Here is a 16,793-nt window from a genome sequence, read left to right on the forward strand (position 1 = left end):
TTATTATTATTTCAAAATTAATTCTAATTGTTTTTCATTCTCTTTTATCCAATGATAAATATCTGTAAAAATATCTTCTATTGTTTTTTTAGGTTTCCAACCTATCTCTGTTTCTATTCTAGAATTATCAGTAATGTAAATTCTTAAATCTGCAGTTCTTGTTTCTTCTACCTCATCAATTTGGATACTATTTCCTGTTATTTTTTCACAAATAGCTGTCATTTCTTGTAAAGAGGCACTATTTTGTAAACCTCCACCAGCGTTGTATACTTTTCCTGTAAATTTATGAATATTATGAATTTGATACTCTATTAATGCTACTAAATCATCGACATGTAATAAATCTCTAACTTGCTTCCCTTTACCTCCATAACCTATGTATTTTAAAGACTGATTCCAATAATGCTTTGCCATCCACAATGTAACAACGCCTTGATCTGTTTTTCCCATTTGTCTTGGTCCAGCAATTACTCCAAATCTTGTAATAGCGGCTTGTAAACCATAAAAAGCAGCGTACTCATGGATAAATAATTCTGAACTCAATTTTGTTGTTCCATAAAAAGACCTTGCTCCTTCCAAAGATAATTCTTCTGAAATGCCTTTTTTTGAAATGCCTTTTATGGTTTGATTTTCGGTAAATAAAAATTTAGTTTCTTCTTCTGTGTAAAATGCTTTTTCAATTGTATCGATTGGATAAACTCTACTCGTAGATAAAAAAATTAATTTTGCATTGTTCTTAATGCAAGCATTAAAACAATTTATAGATCCATATAAATTATTGTTAATAACATAGGTAGGATCAGAATCTAATCCTGCTGTTACTGAAGGTTCTGCAGAAGCTTCAACTAAAACATCAAACTTGCCTAATGCAAGTATGTCTTCATTGTTTCTTATATCTCCATGAACAAAATCAATGTTATTCGTCTTAAAGTCAATTAGATTCAGTTCTGAACCTCTTCTTTTAAGATTATCAAAAGCAACTATAGTATAGCTAGGATATTTCTTTTTTAAAGCTAAACATACAGTTGATCCAACAAATCCAGCTCCTCCTGTAACAATTATTTTCATTTTTTTATTAATAAATTAAACGTCCTGTATATTTTTCTTCAACATTAATTAAAGGTGGAATATGTTTTAAAATAACATTCCCTGTAGCATAAATTGTTCCTTCAATTTTTTCTATTGGTTTAACAATCATATCATTTGATCCTCTCTGAAAAATATTGATATTTTTAACCGATAAATTTTCTCCATGAAAACGACCATTCCCATAATAAAAATTTAATAGCATTTGCTCTGACAAACCACTAATAAAAAAATTTGAAACAGTATTACTTTCTATTACCACTTGAGTATTTTCTATCTCTAAATAAAAATCCCCTGTTCCAGAGGCATCGGATTCATCTAATGAAAAAAGACGAACTATAGGTGAATGAATTGGTCCTTCACTACTTATATTTTGCTCTGTTTTAGAATGTAATTCTAATTCGGGAATTATAGGTAAATTAATTCCATTTGGAATCGTTATGATGGCTTTAGTTAGACCATAATCTCTAGTTAAATTACAGGTAGAATTATCTTTTATAATTAACATATCATTTTCTAATTTTACCTCAATATTGTTTAAAATATTATCTCTTGTTTCTATTTTAACTTCATATTCAGGACCTTCTTTTACTAATAATGCTACACCATCATGTACCTCAATTTTATGAAACCCTTCCAAAGGAAAAGATTGTATAATCTGGTTTCCGTTTCCTTTAAAACAATCTTCTGAGATACCGCAACTACTTACAATTAACAATAATATTATGCAACAAGTATTTTTTATCATAATCTTATTCCTATTGATGTTTCTATCGCTTCTGCTCTTCCTCCATGTGCTTTTAAACTCACTCCGGTAAACCAATTTTTGTAAAGATAATATTTTGCACCCACTCTTTGATACACATCTGATTCATAATTAAAAGGTTTATAAACATAATATCCTACTTGTGTCTCTATTGATAATTTATTGATAAATAATTCATGTCCTAAAAACAAACCTATTCTTTTATAATCTGTATTAGGATCCGTGTAATTTTTATGCTCTTTTGGAAAAGCAACAGCCACAAATTGAATATAATCTTTCAAATATCTGGATAAAAAAACATCCGTTCCTAACTGTAAAGCATTTTTTCTTCCTATCCTTTTATCTGCATACAAGCTAAAGTGATAAAATTGTCGTTGTCCTATATCTGGAATAGGTCCTTCTGAAACACCAGTTCTAAAGGCTATATTGTATTTGATACGTTCTATATAATTTGATTTAGGAGGTAGAGAATCTATAATAAATTCTTGCTTTTCATCTAAATTATAATTTAATCCTAAATTAAATACAATTGTATTCACACCGCTATTGGGTGCTTTTATCCTTCCATTCGAAAAATGAGTTAATAAAAATCCTGCTTGTAATCCTATCCTATCTATAATATTCTCTTTTTTATATTGTAATAGAGCATAGGTATTGTCCATTATTTTTGTTCCAAATGCATTGTTTTTATTATTAGTTTCTTTATGGTATGGATTTGAAGTAATACCTATTCCTTGAGATATTCTAAGCATCAAATTACGGTTTAAAAAATAAAAATTATAATGTATTCCAAAAGCAAAATTATGTCCTAAATATTTATTCTTAAAATCAACATAATGAAAAGACACTCCATAATCTGGATAATTATAAACTTGTTGCCATTCTTTTTTTCCATTTGTTTTCCAATTATAACTTAACATCAAACCATTAGGATGTCCAGTAATTAAATGACCTATATCATTTGTGTGTTTATATATGTTTCCTCTAAAAACTTGTGCATCGAAATATGTATTATTTCTTTCTTTCTCTTGAGAAAATGAGAGGAAGTAAGTAAAAATTAGAAAGAAAAATAATTTTTGTTTCATTTGATTATACTTTTTCAAGACAATTTTTAAGGCTTGCTTTCCAATCGTTAATAGTTAATTTAAAAACGTTTTTTATTTTCGTTTTGTCTAAAACGCTATATGTAGGTCTTTTAGCAGGAGTAGGGTAGCCAAATGTTGGAATAGCGTGTAATTGAATAGTACTCTTTTTAATACTAAAAATTTCTTTTGCAAATTCATACCAAGTCGTCTTTCCTTCATTGCTAAAATTATAAATACCAAATTTTTCTTGAGCCATAGTCTCTTCTTGATTTAAATTTATAATAATTTCCAAAAGAATACTGGCTAAATCAACAGCATAAGTGGGTGTTCCTATTTGATCATTAACTACAGAAATGGTATCTTTTTCAGTTGCTAAACGCAGCATCGTTTTCATGAAATTATTCCCAAATTCTGAGTATAACCAAGAGGTTCTTATAATTAAAGACTTTATCCATGCAATCTGAATTGCTTCTTCTCCTTGTAATTTTGTTAATCCATATACACCAGCAGGGAAAGGAATATCTGTTTCAGTAAGTCCGAAGTTACTTTTAAGAGGTAATCGAAGCTCTCTATCATAATAAGCATTATCATTTGAATAATAAGCGTCAAAAACAAAATCTGTAGAAATATGGAGTAAAATTGTATTGTATTGTTTGCATACTACTGCTATATTTTCTGCTCCATTGGCATTTATTTCAAATGCTTTTTCTGGTTCACTTTCAGCTTTATCTACTGCTGTATATGCTGCTGTATTAATACAAAAACTAGGTTTATGTTTTTCAAAGACTTGTTTACAATTTTCTTTATTAGTAATATCTAATTCTTTCGAATTACAAAAAACAAAATCAATTGAAGGATAGTTTCCTGCAATTGAAAATAGTGCTTGACCTAACTGACCATTTGCCCCAGTTATTAATACTACCATACTTTTTTTGCTTTTTGTAAAGTGGGTAAATTTTTATCTTTTTCTGAAACAATTAGTTCTTCGAAAGAAAATTTCCAATCTATTTTTAATTCTGGATCATTATAGATGATACCTCCTTCACTTTCTTTATTATAAAAATTATCACATTTATAAAAAAAAGTTGCTGTATTACTTAAAACAATGAATCCATGAGCAAATCCTCTAGGTATAAAAAATTGCCTTTTGTTTTCTGATGATAATAAAACCGAAACATGTTCTCCAAATGTAGGTGAATTAGGTCTTATATCTACTGCTACATCTAAAACTTCTCCTTCTAAAACACGAACTAATTTTGCTTGAGCAGATGACCCGCTTTGGTAGTGTAATCCTCGTAATACACCTTTTGTAGAATACGATTGATTATCTTGAACAAAATGAACATTCTGATGTATTCCTTCTTGAAACGTTTTTTCATTAAAACTTTCCATGAAATAACCTCTCTCATCATGAATAATCTTTGGTTCGATAATATAACAATCAGATAATTTAGTAGTTATAAAATTCATTTTATTCTTTAATCAAACTCATTAAATGTTTACCATAACCACTTTTTAATAGTGGTTCAGCTAATACTTTTAATTCTTCTTTATTTATAAAGCCCATTTTATATGCTGCTTCTTCTATTGCTCCTATTTTTAAGCCTTGACGCTCTTCTATTACTTGCACAAATTGACTCGCCTGCATTAAAGATTGAAAGGTACCCGTATCTAACCAAGCTGTTCCTCTGTCCAAAATAGAAACTTTTAACTTATCATTTTGTAAATAAACTTTATTAACATCGGTAATTTCTAATTCTCCTCTTAGACTCGGTTTAATATTAGCAGCTATATCTAAAACAGTATTGTCATAAAAATAAATACCGGGAACAGCATAATTCGATTTTGGTTGTGCTGGTTTTTCTTCAATAGATAATACCTTACCATTTAAATCAAAATCTACCACTCCATAGCGTTCTGGATCATGTACATGATAAGCGTATACTATTCCTCCTTCTGGATTATTATTAGCTTGTAATAATTCTGCTAAACCTGTTCCATAAAAAATATTATCTCCAAGAATAAGAGCAACTTTATCTTTACCTACAAAATCTTTCCCAATTATAAAAGCTTCTGCTAATCCATTTGGACTATCTTGTACAGCATATTCAAATCGACAACCTAATTTCTTTCCATCACCTAGAAGCTTTTCAAAAAGAGGTAAATCTTGTGGGGTAGAAATTATTAATATTTCTTTAATACCTGCCCACATTAAAGTTGAAAGTGGGTAATAAATCATGGGTTTATCATAAATAGGCATTAATTGCTTACTTACTGCTAATGTTAATGGATGCAATCGCGTACCCGACCCTCCTGCTAATATTATTCCTTTCATTTTTAGCTTTATCTTTTAAGCTGTCAGCTGTCAGCTAATTAAATTTGTTACTATACCATTCAATAGTTTTTAAGATACCTGATTCAAAGTTTTCGTCAGCTTTCCAGCCTAATTCTGATTCAATTTTTGTAGCATCTATTGCATATCTTAAATCGTGTCCTGGTCTATCTTTTACAAAGGTAATTTGTTCTTTGTAACTTCCTGTTTTTTTTGGTTTTAGTTCATCTAATATAGCACATACTTTATCTGCAATATATAAATTATCTCTTTCATTTCTTCCCCCAATATTATATGTTTCACCTGATTTTCCTTTTTTAAAAGCTAATGCTATACCTTTACAATGATCTAAAACATACAACCAATCTCTTACATTCTTTCCATTCCCATAAATAGGTATATTTTCTCCAGCAATTGCTTTACGAATAATAGTGGGAATCAGTTTTTCATTATGCTGTTTCGGTCCATAATTATTAGAACAATTTGTCGTTACCACATTCATTCCATAAGTATGGAAATAGCTTCTAACAATCATATCTGAACCTGCTTTAGATGCAGAATATGGACTATTAGGTGCATATGGTGTTGTTTCTTCAAATAATCCTATTTCTCCCAAGGTTCCATAAACTTCATCCGTTGAAACATGATGAAATCTAGCATTTTTAAATGTTTCTTTATAATCATTAGGTCCATTCATCCATAATTTTCGAGCTGTGTCCAATAAATTAAAGGTACCTAAAACATTTGTTTTAATAAATGCTTCTGGTCCAGAAATTGAATTATCTACATGACTTTCTGCTGCAAAATGAATAACATCATGAAATTGATATTTTTCGAATAATTCTTCCACAAAATCTCTTTCACAAATATCTCCTTTAACAAAAGTATAATGGGTATTGTCTTTTACTTCATTTAGATTTTCTAAATTTCCAGCATACGTTAACGCATCTAAATTAACTAGATGATATTCAGTATTATTCTCTAAAAAATAAGGAATAAAATTAGATCCTATAAAACCTGCTCCACCAGTAACTAATATTGATTTCATTATTAAAGTCTTTTAGCGCTTTGCGTTTTATAAAATATTTTAAATACAGTAAGACCCAAAAAAGTAATAAGAAACAGAATTGGTAAGATAAATTTTAGTTTTCCATTAATACCACTTGTGTGTTTTTTATTAATTGTAACGCTAATATCTTTTATAATCTTATCTGAATTAATTAGATTAATTTTGTTAATTCCTTGTTCTAAAACTAAGTTTTCTTTGGTTTTAATTATTTCGTTTAATTGATTGTTTTCGTTGTAATATACTAATTTGTCATTTTTTTGACTAGCAGTATTTTTAGAAAAATCGTTTAATAATGCATTGATTTGAGCAATTGTACTATCATTAGCTGTCATTTTTGCTTGTATATTTAATTGACTTTGCTTCTGTATTGCTATAAAATAATCTGAATCATTTAAAAACTTTAAAATAGGTTGAATAGAGAACTCTTTATTAGTTAACTCTTTCGTTTTAAGAGTAATTTTGTGAAAAGGATAATTTTTACTTGTAATGTCATTTTCTATTATCTTTTGTAAGTCACCATCTTCTGCCATTAACTTTATAAGTTCAAAATTTTCTTTTTTATTGTCTATGAATTTGTAAACATCAATGATAGGTTGAATTTCAATAAAGTTTAATTTATTAGTTTGTTTAATTCCAATAGATTTAAAAAATAACGTGTCATTTTCTTTCTTTTTAGCGTTCAAAAGATCTATTTTGGCATATAAATAATCTGCACTTCCAAAATTTGGAGTTACAATAATATTATGTTCATATGATTTATTTTTTTTATCAAGAAAATAACCTAATCCAAAACCTAAAATCAATAGTACTATAATAACAATGATGTTTCTTTTGAAAAATAAAATCAAATCAAAAAAAGTATCTAGAATATTATTTGAAAAATCTTTAATCTTAATAAAAATTTGTCCTAAATCTATTTCTTGATCTTGGGAATGTGTGCTCATAGCTTTTATTTTATGTTAAAAATTTGTTCTAAGATTTTGATCGTAATTAAATAAGTGGGTTTTACTCCGGTTGTTCCTAAACCACCTGAAGCTAATGTACTACCTGTTTCTAATGGATTATCTGAAGCATAATAAGCATAACGAACTTTTACATCAGCAGTAATACTTTTTCTAATTTTTGAAGCAGATTGAATGGCTTTTTGATAATATGCTCCTTCCATTTCTAAACCAATAGCTTCCCATGTTGATTCATGGAAAAATTTTAACAAATCTCTATTTTGTAAAGATGTACCTAAAACCGTTATCATTGGCCCAGAAAATACAGGAATATCATTTCCTTCAAACATAGTAGCTGATAACTCATTTTCAAAAGGATAATTATCTGCTGTACCTTCATTAACGTGTGCGTTAGGTATCATTATGTCTCCTTTACCTCCTTGTAAAATACCTGCTTTTCCCATTATAGAAACCGATTCAACATTTAAGAATAATTTGTTTTTCTTATCTGTTTTAAATGGTTTTAAAAGTTCATCAATAGTTTCAAAAGCTTGTTCACCAAAAGCATAATCCATTACAATTAAAACAGGCTTTTGGTCTTCTGTTTTGGTATTAGAAAAAATGGTCTTCTTTAAATCAATTTTAGCAGTATCAAAAATTTGGACATCAATATTAGTACCAGAAGTATCAGGCAAAGAAATCATGCCTTGTTTTAATGCATATTCTTCCACTTTTTTACGTAATTCCTTACTATTCGAACTACTTAAGTCTTCATATATTTGAAATGGTGACGCGTCTTTGTATTTTTTTCCTAATACAGGTTCCGCAAAAATAGAATTCATAACACTATGCATATTGGCACTAATAATATGAATTGGTCTATCTATTAAATGGTTTGCAAGTAATACTTCTTTAATATTTGTTGCCCAAATATCACCATAAATATGATGTCCTAATCGTTCTCTTAAAATAGGACTAAAAGTAATGGTTCTTTTATTATTATCAACAATTTCTTCAATTGCCAGTCTTCCTAACCAATATACTACATGTATGAATCGATCTGGTGCATCTGGTATAGCAAAGTCATCATAAATATCTTTTACTTCTGCAAAAGTTCTTCCTAAAACATTTGCTGCATGAGAAATTGCTTTTTCTCTTTCAATAAGGGTTAATTTTTTGGTTTGATTTACAGCTTGTTCCAGTTTTTGCCAATCTCTGTTAACTGTTCCATCATCGGCTATTAAAACTCTATCTTTAATTTTGTGCGATTCAATAAAAATGAATGTTAGGTGTGTTAAAATATCATAAATATCAGAACGTCCTCTAGTAATTTCCACATTCATTTGTTCATCATCAATACGATAACAGTTTCTTCTTCTTTTTGGTGGAACGATGGGTTTAAAGTGTGAATTAGAATAGCCTTCATCGGAAGTTAAATTAATATAGCGGCATTCTTCAATTCCAATCGGAAGTCGCTCAATTACATACAACAATCCTTTTAATTCTACTTTTTCCTCAGCAATACTTCCGTAAATTTCAGGTCGTAAAGAAAGTAATGCTTGTCTTAATGTTTCTCCCGAGACTCCCATTGGTTTATAAAAACCTCTGTTAAATAAATGTCTCATGGTAATGTACAGTCGTTCAATAGCTGCTGACGACTCTTGCGCTCTAGAACGCGAAATGTTTTTAATGTCCTTCATTAATATTTTGTTTATCTAACCTGCAAAGGTAAGCTATTTATTTTTTAGTTGGTTAAAGTAAGATTAATAGCAGGTTCAAAAATGGTTAATTTCTCCTGCGGTTCTTGTTCATTTACTTTTTTATTCCATTTTCCTCCATAAAAACTATATACAGATTCTCTTTCTACATAATTATACAAAACATGTGGATAATATGTTTTTTGCTTCTTTTCTTTTTTTGTATAAGGATCTATATTTTTTCTTTCCAAAGCATTACTTTCGATCATTAATTTTTCATAAGCTACATAAATTCCTTTCTGAGAAATGGTTAAATTATAGGTTGAAATATCTATTTTATTTTTTAAAATCCCTTTTTTAATTTTTACTAAGAAATCTTTCTGTAACAATTCTTTTCCAGGAGCGCCTTCTTCAGTAACTTCATAAAAATGTATTTTTAATGTAGCTTCTTCTATTTTGCTATCGGTTTGAATACTAACTGTTTTTATAAAAGGTGTTTTTTTGTAAGACTCTTTATAAGGGAAAAATTTAGCTTCTATTTTTGGTCCATTATCAAAAGTTTGCAAAATAGCATTTGGTGTTTTTCCAATTTCAATGCTCTTCGTTTCTTTTTTATTTAATAAAACTACCTCATTTAATTCTATTACAGTTGCTTTTAGGAAGACAACTTCACTTTGTTTGGCTGGTATCATTTTTTTATGAAATCCTAAAGCAGAAAAAATTAAATTTTTATTAATGTCTTTTATATGTAAAGAAAAGCTTCCATCTAGGTCTGAAGTTGTGCCAATTTCTTCGTTTTCAACCCAAATATTTACAAAAGGAATAGGTTCACTAGAAATACTATCTTTAACGATACCTTTTATTTGTGCGAAGCAAATACAATGACAAAAAAAAAGGAAAAATAGATAGGGCAATTTCTGTTTCATTTTTAAGAAATTATCTTGAGTTGATCGGCAATATTTCTATTATCACTTAATCTAGGAATTTTATTTTGACCACCCAGTTTTCCAATTGATTTCATATAATCTTGAAATCCATTTTTTTCAACTTTAGAAACTATTAATGTTCTCAAAACCTTACCTACAATTAAATCATCATAATAAATGTTTTGCTTTCGCATAGATGCATCAATTTTTAAAGCAAATTCATGAATATCAACTGGTTCATTTTCAAATTCTATGAACCATTCATGATAGGGTAGTCCTTCCTTTGGTGTAATTTGAGGAGCAACTGTAAACTCGTTAACCTGTATCTCTGTACCAACAATTGCCTCTTCTAATGCTTTTTCAACTTCTTTAGCAATGACATGCTCTCCAAAAGCAGAAATAAAATGTTTAATTCTTCCAGAAACAATAACTTTATATGGTTGTAAACTAGTAAATTGAACTGTGTCACCAATATTATAACCCCAAAGACCTGCATTAGTAGATATAATCATAACATAATTGACTCCTAACTCTACTTCTCCTATAGTATATCTTTTAGGTTCAAATCCTTTATTATTAAGTTGAATTTCATTTGCTTTTATAAATTCGTAGAAAATACCAGCGTTTAATAACAAGAGCATTCCTTCATCATTTTTTTTATGGTAATTTTGTGTTTGATAAGCAAAAAAACCTTCAGAAGCAGGAAACAATTCAATTGAATCTACTTTTCTTCCAATTAAGTTTTCAAACTTAGCCCTATAAGGTTCATAATTTACACCACCATAAATAAATAAATTAAAGTTCTTAAAAATAGTTCCTACGGGTTGATTCGTATTCTCTTTTAATTTTTCAAAATACATTTGAACCCAAGAAGGAATACCTGAAATAACAGTCATGTTTTCTTGAATAGTTTCATCTACAATAGCATTAACTTTGGTTTCCCAATCTTCAATACAATTTGTTTCCCAACTTGGCATTCTATTTTTTTGGAGATATTTTGGAACAAAATGCGCTACAATACCCGATAATCTCCCCAGTTTAATTCCGTTTTTTTCTTCTAATATGGGACTACCTTGTAAGAAAATCATTTTTCCATCCACAAAGTTTGTTTTCCCTGTAGTATGAATATAAGTTAAAATAGCATTTCTTGCCGCTTCAATATGAAAAGGCATTGATTCTTTAGTAATAGGAATGTATTTTGCACCTGAAGTGGTTCCAGAAGTTTTAGCAAAATATAATGGTTTGTCCTTCCAAAGTATGTTCTCTTCTCCCTTAATAACTCTTTCTATATATGGTTTTAAAGCTTCATAATCGCGAATAGGGACTTGCTTAACAAAATCTTCATATGAATGAATACTTTCAAAACTATGGTCTTTTCCAAAAATTGTATTTTGAGCTGTTTTTATTAATTCTTCAAAGACCTTTTTTTGTGTAGTTATAGGATTTGTAATCCATTTTTGGTTTTTTTTATAAATCTGTTTCGCAAAAACTTTTGCTGCTAGAGTCTTAATTGACATATATTATTGAAAATTAATAAACTGAGTAGGATTAATTGGAAAACCATCTTTCCAAAGTTCAAAACGAAGCGTACTACTTTTTTCTGTATTAGATGAGTTTCCTGCTAACGCAATAACTTCACCTGATTTTACAGTATCACCTTGTTCCTTTGTTACCGAAGCGGCATTTTTATAAACCGATAAAATGCCTTCTTGATGTTCTATTATAACCACATATCCATAAGAAGGTGTCCATTCTGAAAAAATAATAGTACCAGAAGCTACTGACTTAATAGGTGTATTATCGACTAAAGCAATTTTTACCGCTAAAAAATTATTTTTAGCACTATAATTTTCGATTATAGTTCCTTGAGCGGGAGAAAATAAAACAAAATTTACTTTTGGTTTTGCATTTTCAAAAACGTTAAATTTATCTTCTTGTATAACTTTGTTTCGCAGTTCTTTTTCAACATCTGACGCGGTTAAACTTTTTTCATCAAGATTTTGCTTTTCCGCAGGAATTAAAGAATCTTTATTGAGTTTGGCATATTCTAAATCTCCTGTTAATACTTTCTTTATCGAAGCAATATAAAGATTACTCACATCTACCTTTTTTTGTAGAGAATCTGATTTGATTGCTAAATTTGTAGCATCTTTTTTTAATCGGGTAGAAGCATAACCAGGAATATATTCTCGAAGGGGAGTGAAAGCTATAATATAAGTAGTAATACTAATTAAAAAAATAGCAGATAAGGTAACAACAACAAAAACATTCATTAAATTTAATTTCAAAGAAAATGTTTCTTCAAAAGTATCTTCATTAAGAATAACTAATCGTCTCTTGTTGAAAAGCTTTTTTAAAAGTATCTGCCTTTTTTTCCTTTTTTTTGTCATTTACCTTTTAATTATTACCTACAAATATACTAATTACAACCGTTTTTCATGATAAACTGTATAATTATTAGTTAAAAAATAAAGGTTTGTATTTTTCTTTTTATCTTTGTACCATTAATTATTGAAATCATGAATGCATTAACAATATTTTTAGGTGTTACTGGACCATGGCAGATTGCTCTTGTCATAATAGTTGTTTTATTACTTTTTGGTGGTAAAAAAATTCCAGAATTAATGAAAGGTCTCGGTGGTGGAGTAAAAGAATTTAAAAACGCTATGAAAGACGAGGATCAAAAATTGACCAAAAAAGAAGACGAAACGAAAGAATAAATATACGTCTGATATTTTTTATACTAAAACCCAAACGCTTATCTAGTAAGTATTTGGGTTTTTTAGTTATTACAATATCATCGTTAACTGAATTCTTTTTCTAGCTTCATCTACCTCAACCACTTTAACTTGTACATGTTGGTGTAATTTAACGACTTCATTTACATCGGAAACATACCCTTCTTTTAGTTGGGAAATATGTACTAAACCACTTTCTTTAATACCTACATCTACAAAGCAACCAAAAGCCGTAATGTTATTCACAATACCTGGTAGAATCATACCCGATCTTAAATCATGTATCGATTTTACATTAGGATCAAATTCGAATACTTTAGCCGCTTTTCGAGGATCTAATCCTGGTTTTTCTAATTCTTTAACAATGTCTTTTAAACCTAAAATACCTATTTCATCTGAAATATAATTTTCTAATTTAATTTGACTGATTTTTTCTTTGTTAGCAATTAATTCGTTTACCGAAATAGTTAAATCTTTTGCCATTTTCTCCACTATTTTATACGCTTCTGGATGCACCGCAGAATTATCCAAAGGGTTTTTACCTTCTTTAATTCGGATGAAAGCGGCAGCTTGTTGATAGGCTTTATCGCCTAATCTTGGTACCTTTTTAAGTTGCTTTCTGTCTTCAAACGGCCCATTTTCTGATCGATAAGCGACAATGTTTTCTGCCATTTTTTCTCCAATTCCAGAAACATAACTTAATAATGACTTGCTTGCTGTGTTAATATTTATTCCAACAGAGTTCACACAACGAACCACAACTGTATCCAATTCTTCTTTTAATTTGGTTTGATCCACATCATGTTGATATTGACCAACACCAATAGATTTAGCGTCAATTTTAACTAATTCTGCTAATGGATCACTTAATCTTCTTCCTATAGATACAGAGCCACGTACGGTAACATCATAGGTAGGAAATTCGTCTCGGGCAATTTTAGAAGCGGAATAGACGGATGCACCAGCTTCCGAAACTACAAATACTTGAATAGGTTTATCAAATGCTATTTTTTTTATAAAAAATTCTGTTTCTCTGCTTGCCGTTCCATTACCAATAGAAATGGCTTCAATATTATAAGCATTCACCATAGAACGCACCTTTTTCATTGCCATAGCACTTTCATTTTGAGGCGCATGAGGATAAATAGTTTCATTGTACAGCAAATCTCCTTTTTCATCAAGGCATACTACTTTACAGCCACTTCTATAACCTGGATCGATTGCCATAATTCTTTTTTCTCCTAATGGGGGTGCTAACAACAACTGACTTAAATTTCCTGCAAAAACCTCAATTGCTTTGGTATCTGCCTTAGCTTTGGCTTCTTGTAATGTTTCGTTTGAAATGGCAGGCTCTAATAAACGTTTATAACTATCTTTTATAGCTATTTTAACTTGTGCAGTACTCTCGTTTTTACCTTTTAAAGTATTTTCTTCAATAAAGTCGATGGCTTCATCATTTTCTAGTTCAACTTTTAATTTAATGAAACCTTCTTTTTCCGCGCGAAGCATGGCTAATAATCGATGCGAAGGTGCTTTAGAAATAGCTTCAGACCAATCAAAGTATTGTTTGAATTTTTGAGCGTCTTCATCTTCTGCCTTCTTTTTTACCACTTTGGTAGTAATGACTGCTTTTCTTTGAAACAAACGGCGTAAATTTTTACGTATATACATATTTTCATTGATCCATTCGGCTATTATATCTCTGGCACCTTGTAGTGCTTCGTCTTCATTAGAAACATTTTTTGAAATATATTTAGAGGCTTCAAATTCAATTTCATCATTATTTTGAACCATAATAATTTTAGCCAATGGTTCTAAACCATTTTCTCTTGCTACATCAGCTTTTGTTTTCTTTTTCTTTTTATATGGCAAATACAAGTCTTCTATTTCTTGTAAATCGAAACTATTTTGAATTTTAGATTTTAAATCTGACGAAAGTTGTCCTTGTTCTTCAATCGCTTTTAAAATAGCTTCTTTTCGTTTTACTATTTCGTCATATTGTTTTGCTGATTTTGCAATAGTTTCAATTTCAACTTCGTCTAAATTACCTGTTTGATCTTTTCTATATCTTGAAATAAAAGGAATGGTACAATCTTCTAAAAGGAGTTTTAAAGTGGCTTCAATATTTTTATCTAATGTATTTACAGCCGCTTTTATAAATTGAATTTGGTTCATTTTTTGTCTAATTTCTGAGGTGCAATTTATACAAATTACTTTATGTGATGGTTATGAAGTAACGAAAATATAATCTATTTATTCTTTAATTTTGGTAAAGGCAGCACTTAAATTTTCTACAACATCAGTGATTAACATACTTTCTTCACTTTGCGAATGTAAAGTGATATCCGCTGCTAATCCATGAATAAATACTCCAAAAATTGCTGCTTGTAAGGGCGGATATCCTTGTGCTAAAAAAGCGGTAATTATACCTGTTAAAGCATCTCCTGAACCTCCTTTGGCTAAACCAGAATTACCTGTAGTGTTTTCAAATGTTTCAAAACCATTAGTAATTATTGTTTTGTGTCCTTTTAAAACTAAAATACAATTCATTTCCATAGCTTTTCTAACTGCAGTTATCTTTCTTTCTTCATTTGTAATGTGTTTACCAAATAAACGATCAAATTCTTTTGGATGTGGCGTTAAAATAGTATTTAGAGGTAATTGGTTACACCAATCTTTATTTTCAGCTAAAATATTTAAAGCGTCTGCATCTAAAACTATATTACTATCATTTTTTAATAGGGTAGTGTATACTAATTTTTGAGAAGCTTCATTTGTATTTATCCCTGGACCTATTCCTATCGCATTATATAAAGAAAAATCGATAGCGTTTTCTCTAAAATGTATCATAGATTCGGGTAGAAAAGTATTTAAACTTGCTTTATCTTCTTTAGGAATACTCGTAGTAAGCAAGCCCACACCAGCTCTTAAACAAGCTTTTGAAGCCAATAAAGCAGCACCTATTTTGTCTGAGCTTCCAGCAATTAAAAAAGCATGGCCATAATTTCCTTTATGAGAATCTAACTGTCTTTTTCTAAAAAAAGTTTGTATATAAGAAATATCTATAGTTGTCATTTTATATGTATTTATTCATCGCCTTCAAATCTAAAATTACGCTTCATAAAATTTAAAGCAGCTTCAACTATTTCTCCCATGGTTTTTGCTTTTTTAAAATTTACATCATGAGTATAATCGTAAATTTCTCTTCCTAATTGTTCAATATGCTCTTTTGGAGCTAAGGGTGTCGATTTCATTGCCAACAATAAATCGTGTATTCGGACTTTAGAATCTCTTAGCCGTTTTACTAGTACTGATCTTTCTTCATTCTGATATTGTTCTATAGAACTTTGACTGAGTTTATTTTGTACCAATTGATTGTATTGGAAATTTTCTTTGAAAAGATGGGGTTTATATAATTTAAAACTCCCTTCATAACTTTGTTGGTCAAAATCGATGGCTCTAATTTTAAAAACCAATTGATCAAAATCATAGATAGGAATAATTACAAAATTATAGGATCGCATATCTCCTAATAAGCCTATCATGCAACGTTCATTAAACTTTACAAATTGTTTGGCTATTTGGGCTTTAGCATGTTCTGTGCATTCTTTTAAATTTTTTTCTAGAAATACGTCTCCAGGAATACCTACGATATGTTCTTCTATTAAAGTGTCTTTAAAAACTAAATAATTAATTCGGTTAGGGGATAAAATATGTTCTAGTTCTAATCCATATATTCTGGATGCATCTGCTTTTTTTATGTAAAAGTGCGTGTAATTATCATTTAAAATATTCCTGACTTTTATTCGAAATGGCTTAGAATTTCCGAATGTACAAAAATCAATTTGGTCTACATTTAAAAAAGCAAAACTACTTTCATTTCCATCAGAATGTAATAAAGTATATATTTTTTTTAGATTCTTATCTATTTCTACTCTTTCAAATTCATTGTAATATACGCGCACCCACAAAGTATCTTCACCTTGTTTATCATATACTGAAATTGCCCCTTGAAAACGTAATAAATCATCATAAAACACATTGGTTTTAGTTAACCTTTTGTATTTATCAAGATAATCCCTAAGAGGTTTGTTTATAGGAAAGGATTCTTTTTTTAATTGTTGTTTTTCAGTACTCATTTTTAAACAAAAGT

Annotated in this window: 16 protein-coding genes; 1 reads left to right on the plus strand and 15 read right to left on the minus strand. The window is 29.3% G+C overall.

Annotated elements, in window-relative coordinates:
• Positions 1 to 6 precede the first annotated feature (6 nt).
• The 12 genes from CX675_RS08510 to CX675_RS08565 are packed head-to-tail and all read right to left on the minus strand — an operon-like array spanning position 7 to position 12,175.
• Positions 7 to 1,068 carry an NAD-dependent epimerase/dehydratase family protein gene (locus tag CX675_RS08510; protein WP_130734812.1) on the minus strand — a complete coding sequence of 354 codons (1,062 nt, stop codon included), beginning with the start codon at positions 1,066 to 1,068 and terminating at the stop codon, positions 7 to 9.
• A gap of 7 nt (positions 1,069 to 1,075) precedes the next feature.
• Positions 1,076 to 1,834: a head GIN domain-containing protein gene (locus tag CX675_RS08515; protein WP_130734813.1), complete on the minus strand. Its 759-nt coding sequence runs from the start codon at positions 1,832 to 1,834 to the stop codon at positions 1,076 to 1,078.
• Positions 1,831 to 2,937 carry an acyloxyacyl hydrolase gene (locus CX675_RS08520; RefSeq protein ID WP_130734814.1) on the minus strand — a complete coding sequence of 369 codons (1,107 nt, stop codon included), beginning with the start codon at positions 2,935 to 2,937 and terminating at the stop codon, positions 1,831 to 1,833. The genes CX675_RS08515 and CX675_RS08520 overlap by 4 nt, the downstream gene beginning before the upstream one ends.
• Before the next feature lie 4 nt (positions 2,938 to 2,941).
• Positions 2,942 to 3,862: a dTDP-4-dehydrorhamnose reductase gene (gene rfbD, locus CX675_RS08525; protein WP_130734815.1), complete on the minus strand. Its 921-nt coding sequence runs from the start codon at positions 3,860 to 3,862 to the stop codon at positions 2,942 to 2,944.
• Positions 3,856 to 4,407: a dTDP-4-dehydrorhamnose 3,5-epimerase gene (gene rfbC, locus CX675_RS08530; RefSeq protein WP_130734816.1), complete on the minus strand. Its 552-nt coding sequence runs from the start codon at positions 4,405 to 4,407 to the stop codon at positions 3,856 to 3,858. The genes rfbD and rfbC overlap by 7 nt, the downstream gene beginning before the upstream one ends.
• Before the next feature lies 1 nt (position 4,408).
• Positions 4,409 to 5,272: a glucose-1-phosphate thymidylyltransferase RfbA gene (gene rfbA, locus CX675_RS08535; RefSeq protein WP_130734817.1), complete on the minus strand. Its 864-nt coding sequence runs from the start codon at positions 5,270 to 5,272 to the stop codon at positions 4,409 to 4,411.
• A 34-nt stretch (positions 5,273 to 5,306) separates the two neighbouring features.
• The gene (gene rfbB / locus CX675_RS08540) at positions 5,307 to 6,317 is read right to left on the minus strand and encodes a dTDP-glucose 4,6-dehydratase (protein ID WP_130734818.1); all 1,011 of its coding nucleotides are present in this window, start codon (positions 6,315 to 6,317) and stop codon (positions 5,307 to 5,309) included.
• 2 nt (positions 6,318 to 6,319) lie between these two features.
• On the minus strand, positions 6,320 to 7,282 hold the full coding sequence (locus CX675_RS08545; protein ID WP_130734819.1) for a hypothetical protein: 963 nt from the start codon (positions 7,280 to 7,282) through the stop codon (positions 6,320 to 6,322).
• A 5-nt stretch (positions 7,283 to 7,287) separates the two neighbouring features.
• On the minus strand, positions 7,288 to 8,979 hold the full coding sequence (locus tag CX675_RS08550) for a hypothetical protein (protein WP_130734820.1): 1,692 nt from the start codon (positions 8,977 to 8,979) through the stop codon (positions 7,288 to 7,290).
• Positions 8,980 to 9,023: 44 nt separating this feature from the next.
• Complete coding sequence (locus CX675_RS08555) at positions 9,024 to 9,902, minus strand: carboxypeptidase-like regulatory domain-containing protein (RefSeq protein ID WP_130734821.1); 879 nt, start codon at positions 9,900 to 9,902, stop codon at positions 9,024 to 9,026.
• A 2-nt stretch (positions 9,903 to 9,904) separates the two neighbouring features.
• On the minus strand, positions 9,905 to 11,419 hold the full coding sequence (locus CX675_RS08560) for a GH3 auxin-responsive promoter family protein (protein WP_130734822.1): 1,515 nt from the start codon (positions 11,417 to 11,419) through the stop codon (positions 9,905 to 9,907).
• A gap of 3 nt (positions 11,420 to 11,422) precedes the next feature.
• Complete coding sequence (locus CX675_RS08565; RefSeq protein WP_370277652.1) at positions 11,423 to 12,175, minus strand: murein hydrolase activator EnvC; 753 nt, start codon at positions 12,173 to 12,175, stop codon at positions 11,423 to 11,425.
• Between the two features lie 246 nt (positions 12,176 to 12,421).
• Between CX675_RS08565 and CX675_RS08570 the strand changes: the two genes are divergently transcribed.
• Positions 12,422 to 12,622, plus strand: a complete 201-nt coding sequence (locus CX675_RS08570; RefSeq protein WP_130734824.1) for a twin-arginine translocase TatA/TatE family subunit — start codon at positions 12,422 to 12,424, stop codon at positions 12,620 to 12,622.
• Between the two features lie 69 nt (positions 12,623 to 12,691).
• Here the strand turns inward: CX675_RS08570 and CX675_RS08575 are convergent, their stop codons facing one another.
• The 3 genes from CX675_RS08575 to CX675_RS08585 all read right to left on the minus strand — a co-directional run bounded on the left by CX675_RS08575 (position 12,692) and on the right by CX675_RS08585 (position 16,779).
• Positions 12,692 to 14,815: a Tex family protein gene (locus tag CX675_RS08575; protein ID WP_130734825.1), complete on the minus strand. Its 2,124-nt coding sequence runs from the start codon at positions 14,813 to 14,815 to the stop codon at positions 12,692 to 12,694.
• 78 nt (positions 14,816 to 14,893) lie between these two features.
• Complete coding sequence (locus CX675_RS08580; protein WP_130734826.1) at positions 14,894 to 15,715, minus strand: NAD(P)H-hydrate dehydratase; 822 nt, start codon at positions 15,713 to 15,715, stop codon at positions 14,894 to 14,896.
• A gap of 11 nt (positions 15,716 to 15,726) precedes the next feature.
• Positions 15,727 to 16,779: a hypothetical protein gene (locus CX675_RS08585; protein ID WP_130734827.1), complete on the minus strand. Its 1,053-nt coding sequence runs from the start codon at positions 16,777 to 16,779 to the stop codon at positions 15,727 to 15,729.
• Positions 16,780 to 16,793: the final 14 nt, after the last annotated feature.

The sequence above is a fragment of the Flavobacterium sp. J27 genome (assembly GCF_004303025.1).
Classification (GTDB): Bacteria; Bacteroidota; Bacteroidia; order Flavobacteriales; family Flavobacteriaceae; genus Flavobacterium.

Excerpts from the sequence above, each read along its gene's own strand:
- rfbC (WP_130734816.1), bottom strand. The coding sequence starts at position 4,407 with ATGAATTTTATAACTACTAAATTATCTGATTGTTATATTATCGAACCA.
- CX675_RS08560 (WP_130734822.1), bottom strand. The coding sequence starts at position 11,419 with ATGTCAATTAAGACTCTAGCAGCAAAAGTTTTTGCGAAACAGATTTAT.
- CX675_RS08545 (WP_130734819.1), bottom strand. The coding sequence starts at position 7,282 with ATGAGCACACATTCCCAAGATCAAGAAATAGATTTAGGACAAATTTTT.
- CX675_RS08520 (WP_130734814.1), bottom strand. The coding sequence starts at position 2,937 with ATGAAACAAAAATTATTTTTCTTTCTAATTTTTACTTACTTCCTCTCA.
- rfbA (WP_130734817.1), bottom strand. The coding sequence starts at position 5,272 with ATGAAAGGAATAATATTAGCAGGAGGGTCGGGTACGCGATTGCATCCA.
- rfbD (WP_130734815.1), bottom strand. The coding sequence starts at position 3,862 with ATGGTAGTATTAATAACTGGGGCAAATGGTCAGTTAGGTCAAGCACTA.
- CX675_RS08575 (WP_130734825.1), bottom strand. The coding sequence starts at position 14,815 with ATGAACCAAATTCAATTTATAAAAGCGGCTGTAAATACATTAGATAAA.
- CX675_RS08570 (WP_130734824.1), top strand. The coding sequence starts at position 12,422 with ATGAATGCATTAACAATATTTTTAGGTGTTACTGGACCATGGCAGATT.
- CX675_RS08510 (WP_130734812.1), bottom strand. The coding sequence starts at position 1,068 with ATGAAAATAATTGTTACAGGAGGAGCTGGATTTGTTGGATCAACTGTA.
- CX675_RS08550 (WP_130734820.1), bottom strand. The coding sequence starts at position 8,979 with ATGAAGGACATTAAAAACATTTCGCGTTCTAGAGCGCAAGAGTCGTCA.
- CX675_RS08515 (WP_130734813.1), bottom strand. The coding sequence starts at position 1,834 with ATGATAAAAAATACTTGTTGCATAATATTATTGTTAATTGTAAGTAGT.
- CX675_RS08565 (WP_370277652.1), bottom strand. The coding sequence starts at position 12,175 with ATGAATGTTTTTGTTGTTGTTACCTTATCTGCTATTTTTTTAATTAGT.
- rfbB (WP_130734818.1), bottom strand. The coding sequence starts at position 6,317 with ATGAAATCAATATTAGTTACTGGTGGAGCAGGTTTTATAGGATCTAAT.
- CX675_RS08585 (WP_130734827.1), bottom strand. The coding sequence starts at position 16,779 with ATGAGTACTGAAAAACAACAATTAAAAAAAGAATCCTTTCCTATAAAC.
- CX675_RS08555 (WP_130734821.1), bottom strand. The coding sequence starts at position 9,902 with ATGAAACAGAAATTGCCCTATCTATTTTTCCTTTTTTTTTGTCATTGT.
- CX675_RS08580 (WP_130734826.1), bottom strand. The coding sequence starts at position 15,715 with ATGACAACTATAGATATTTCTTATATACAAACTTTTTTTAGAAAAAGA.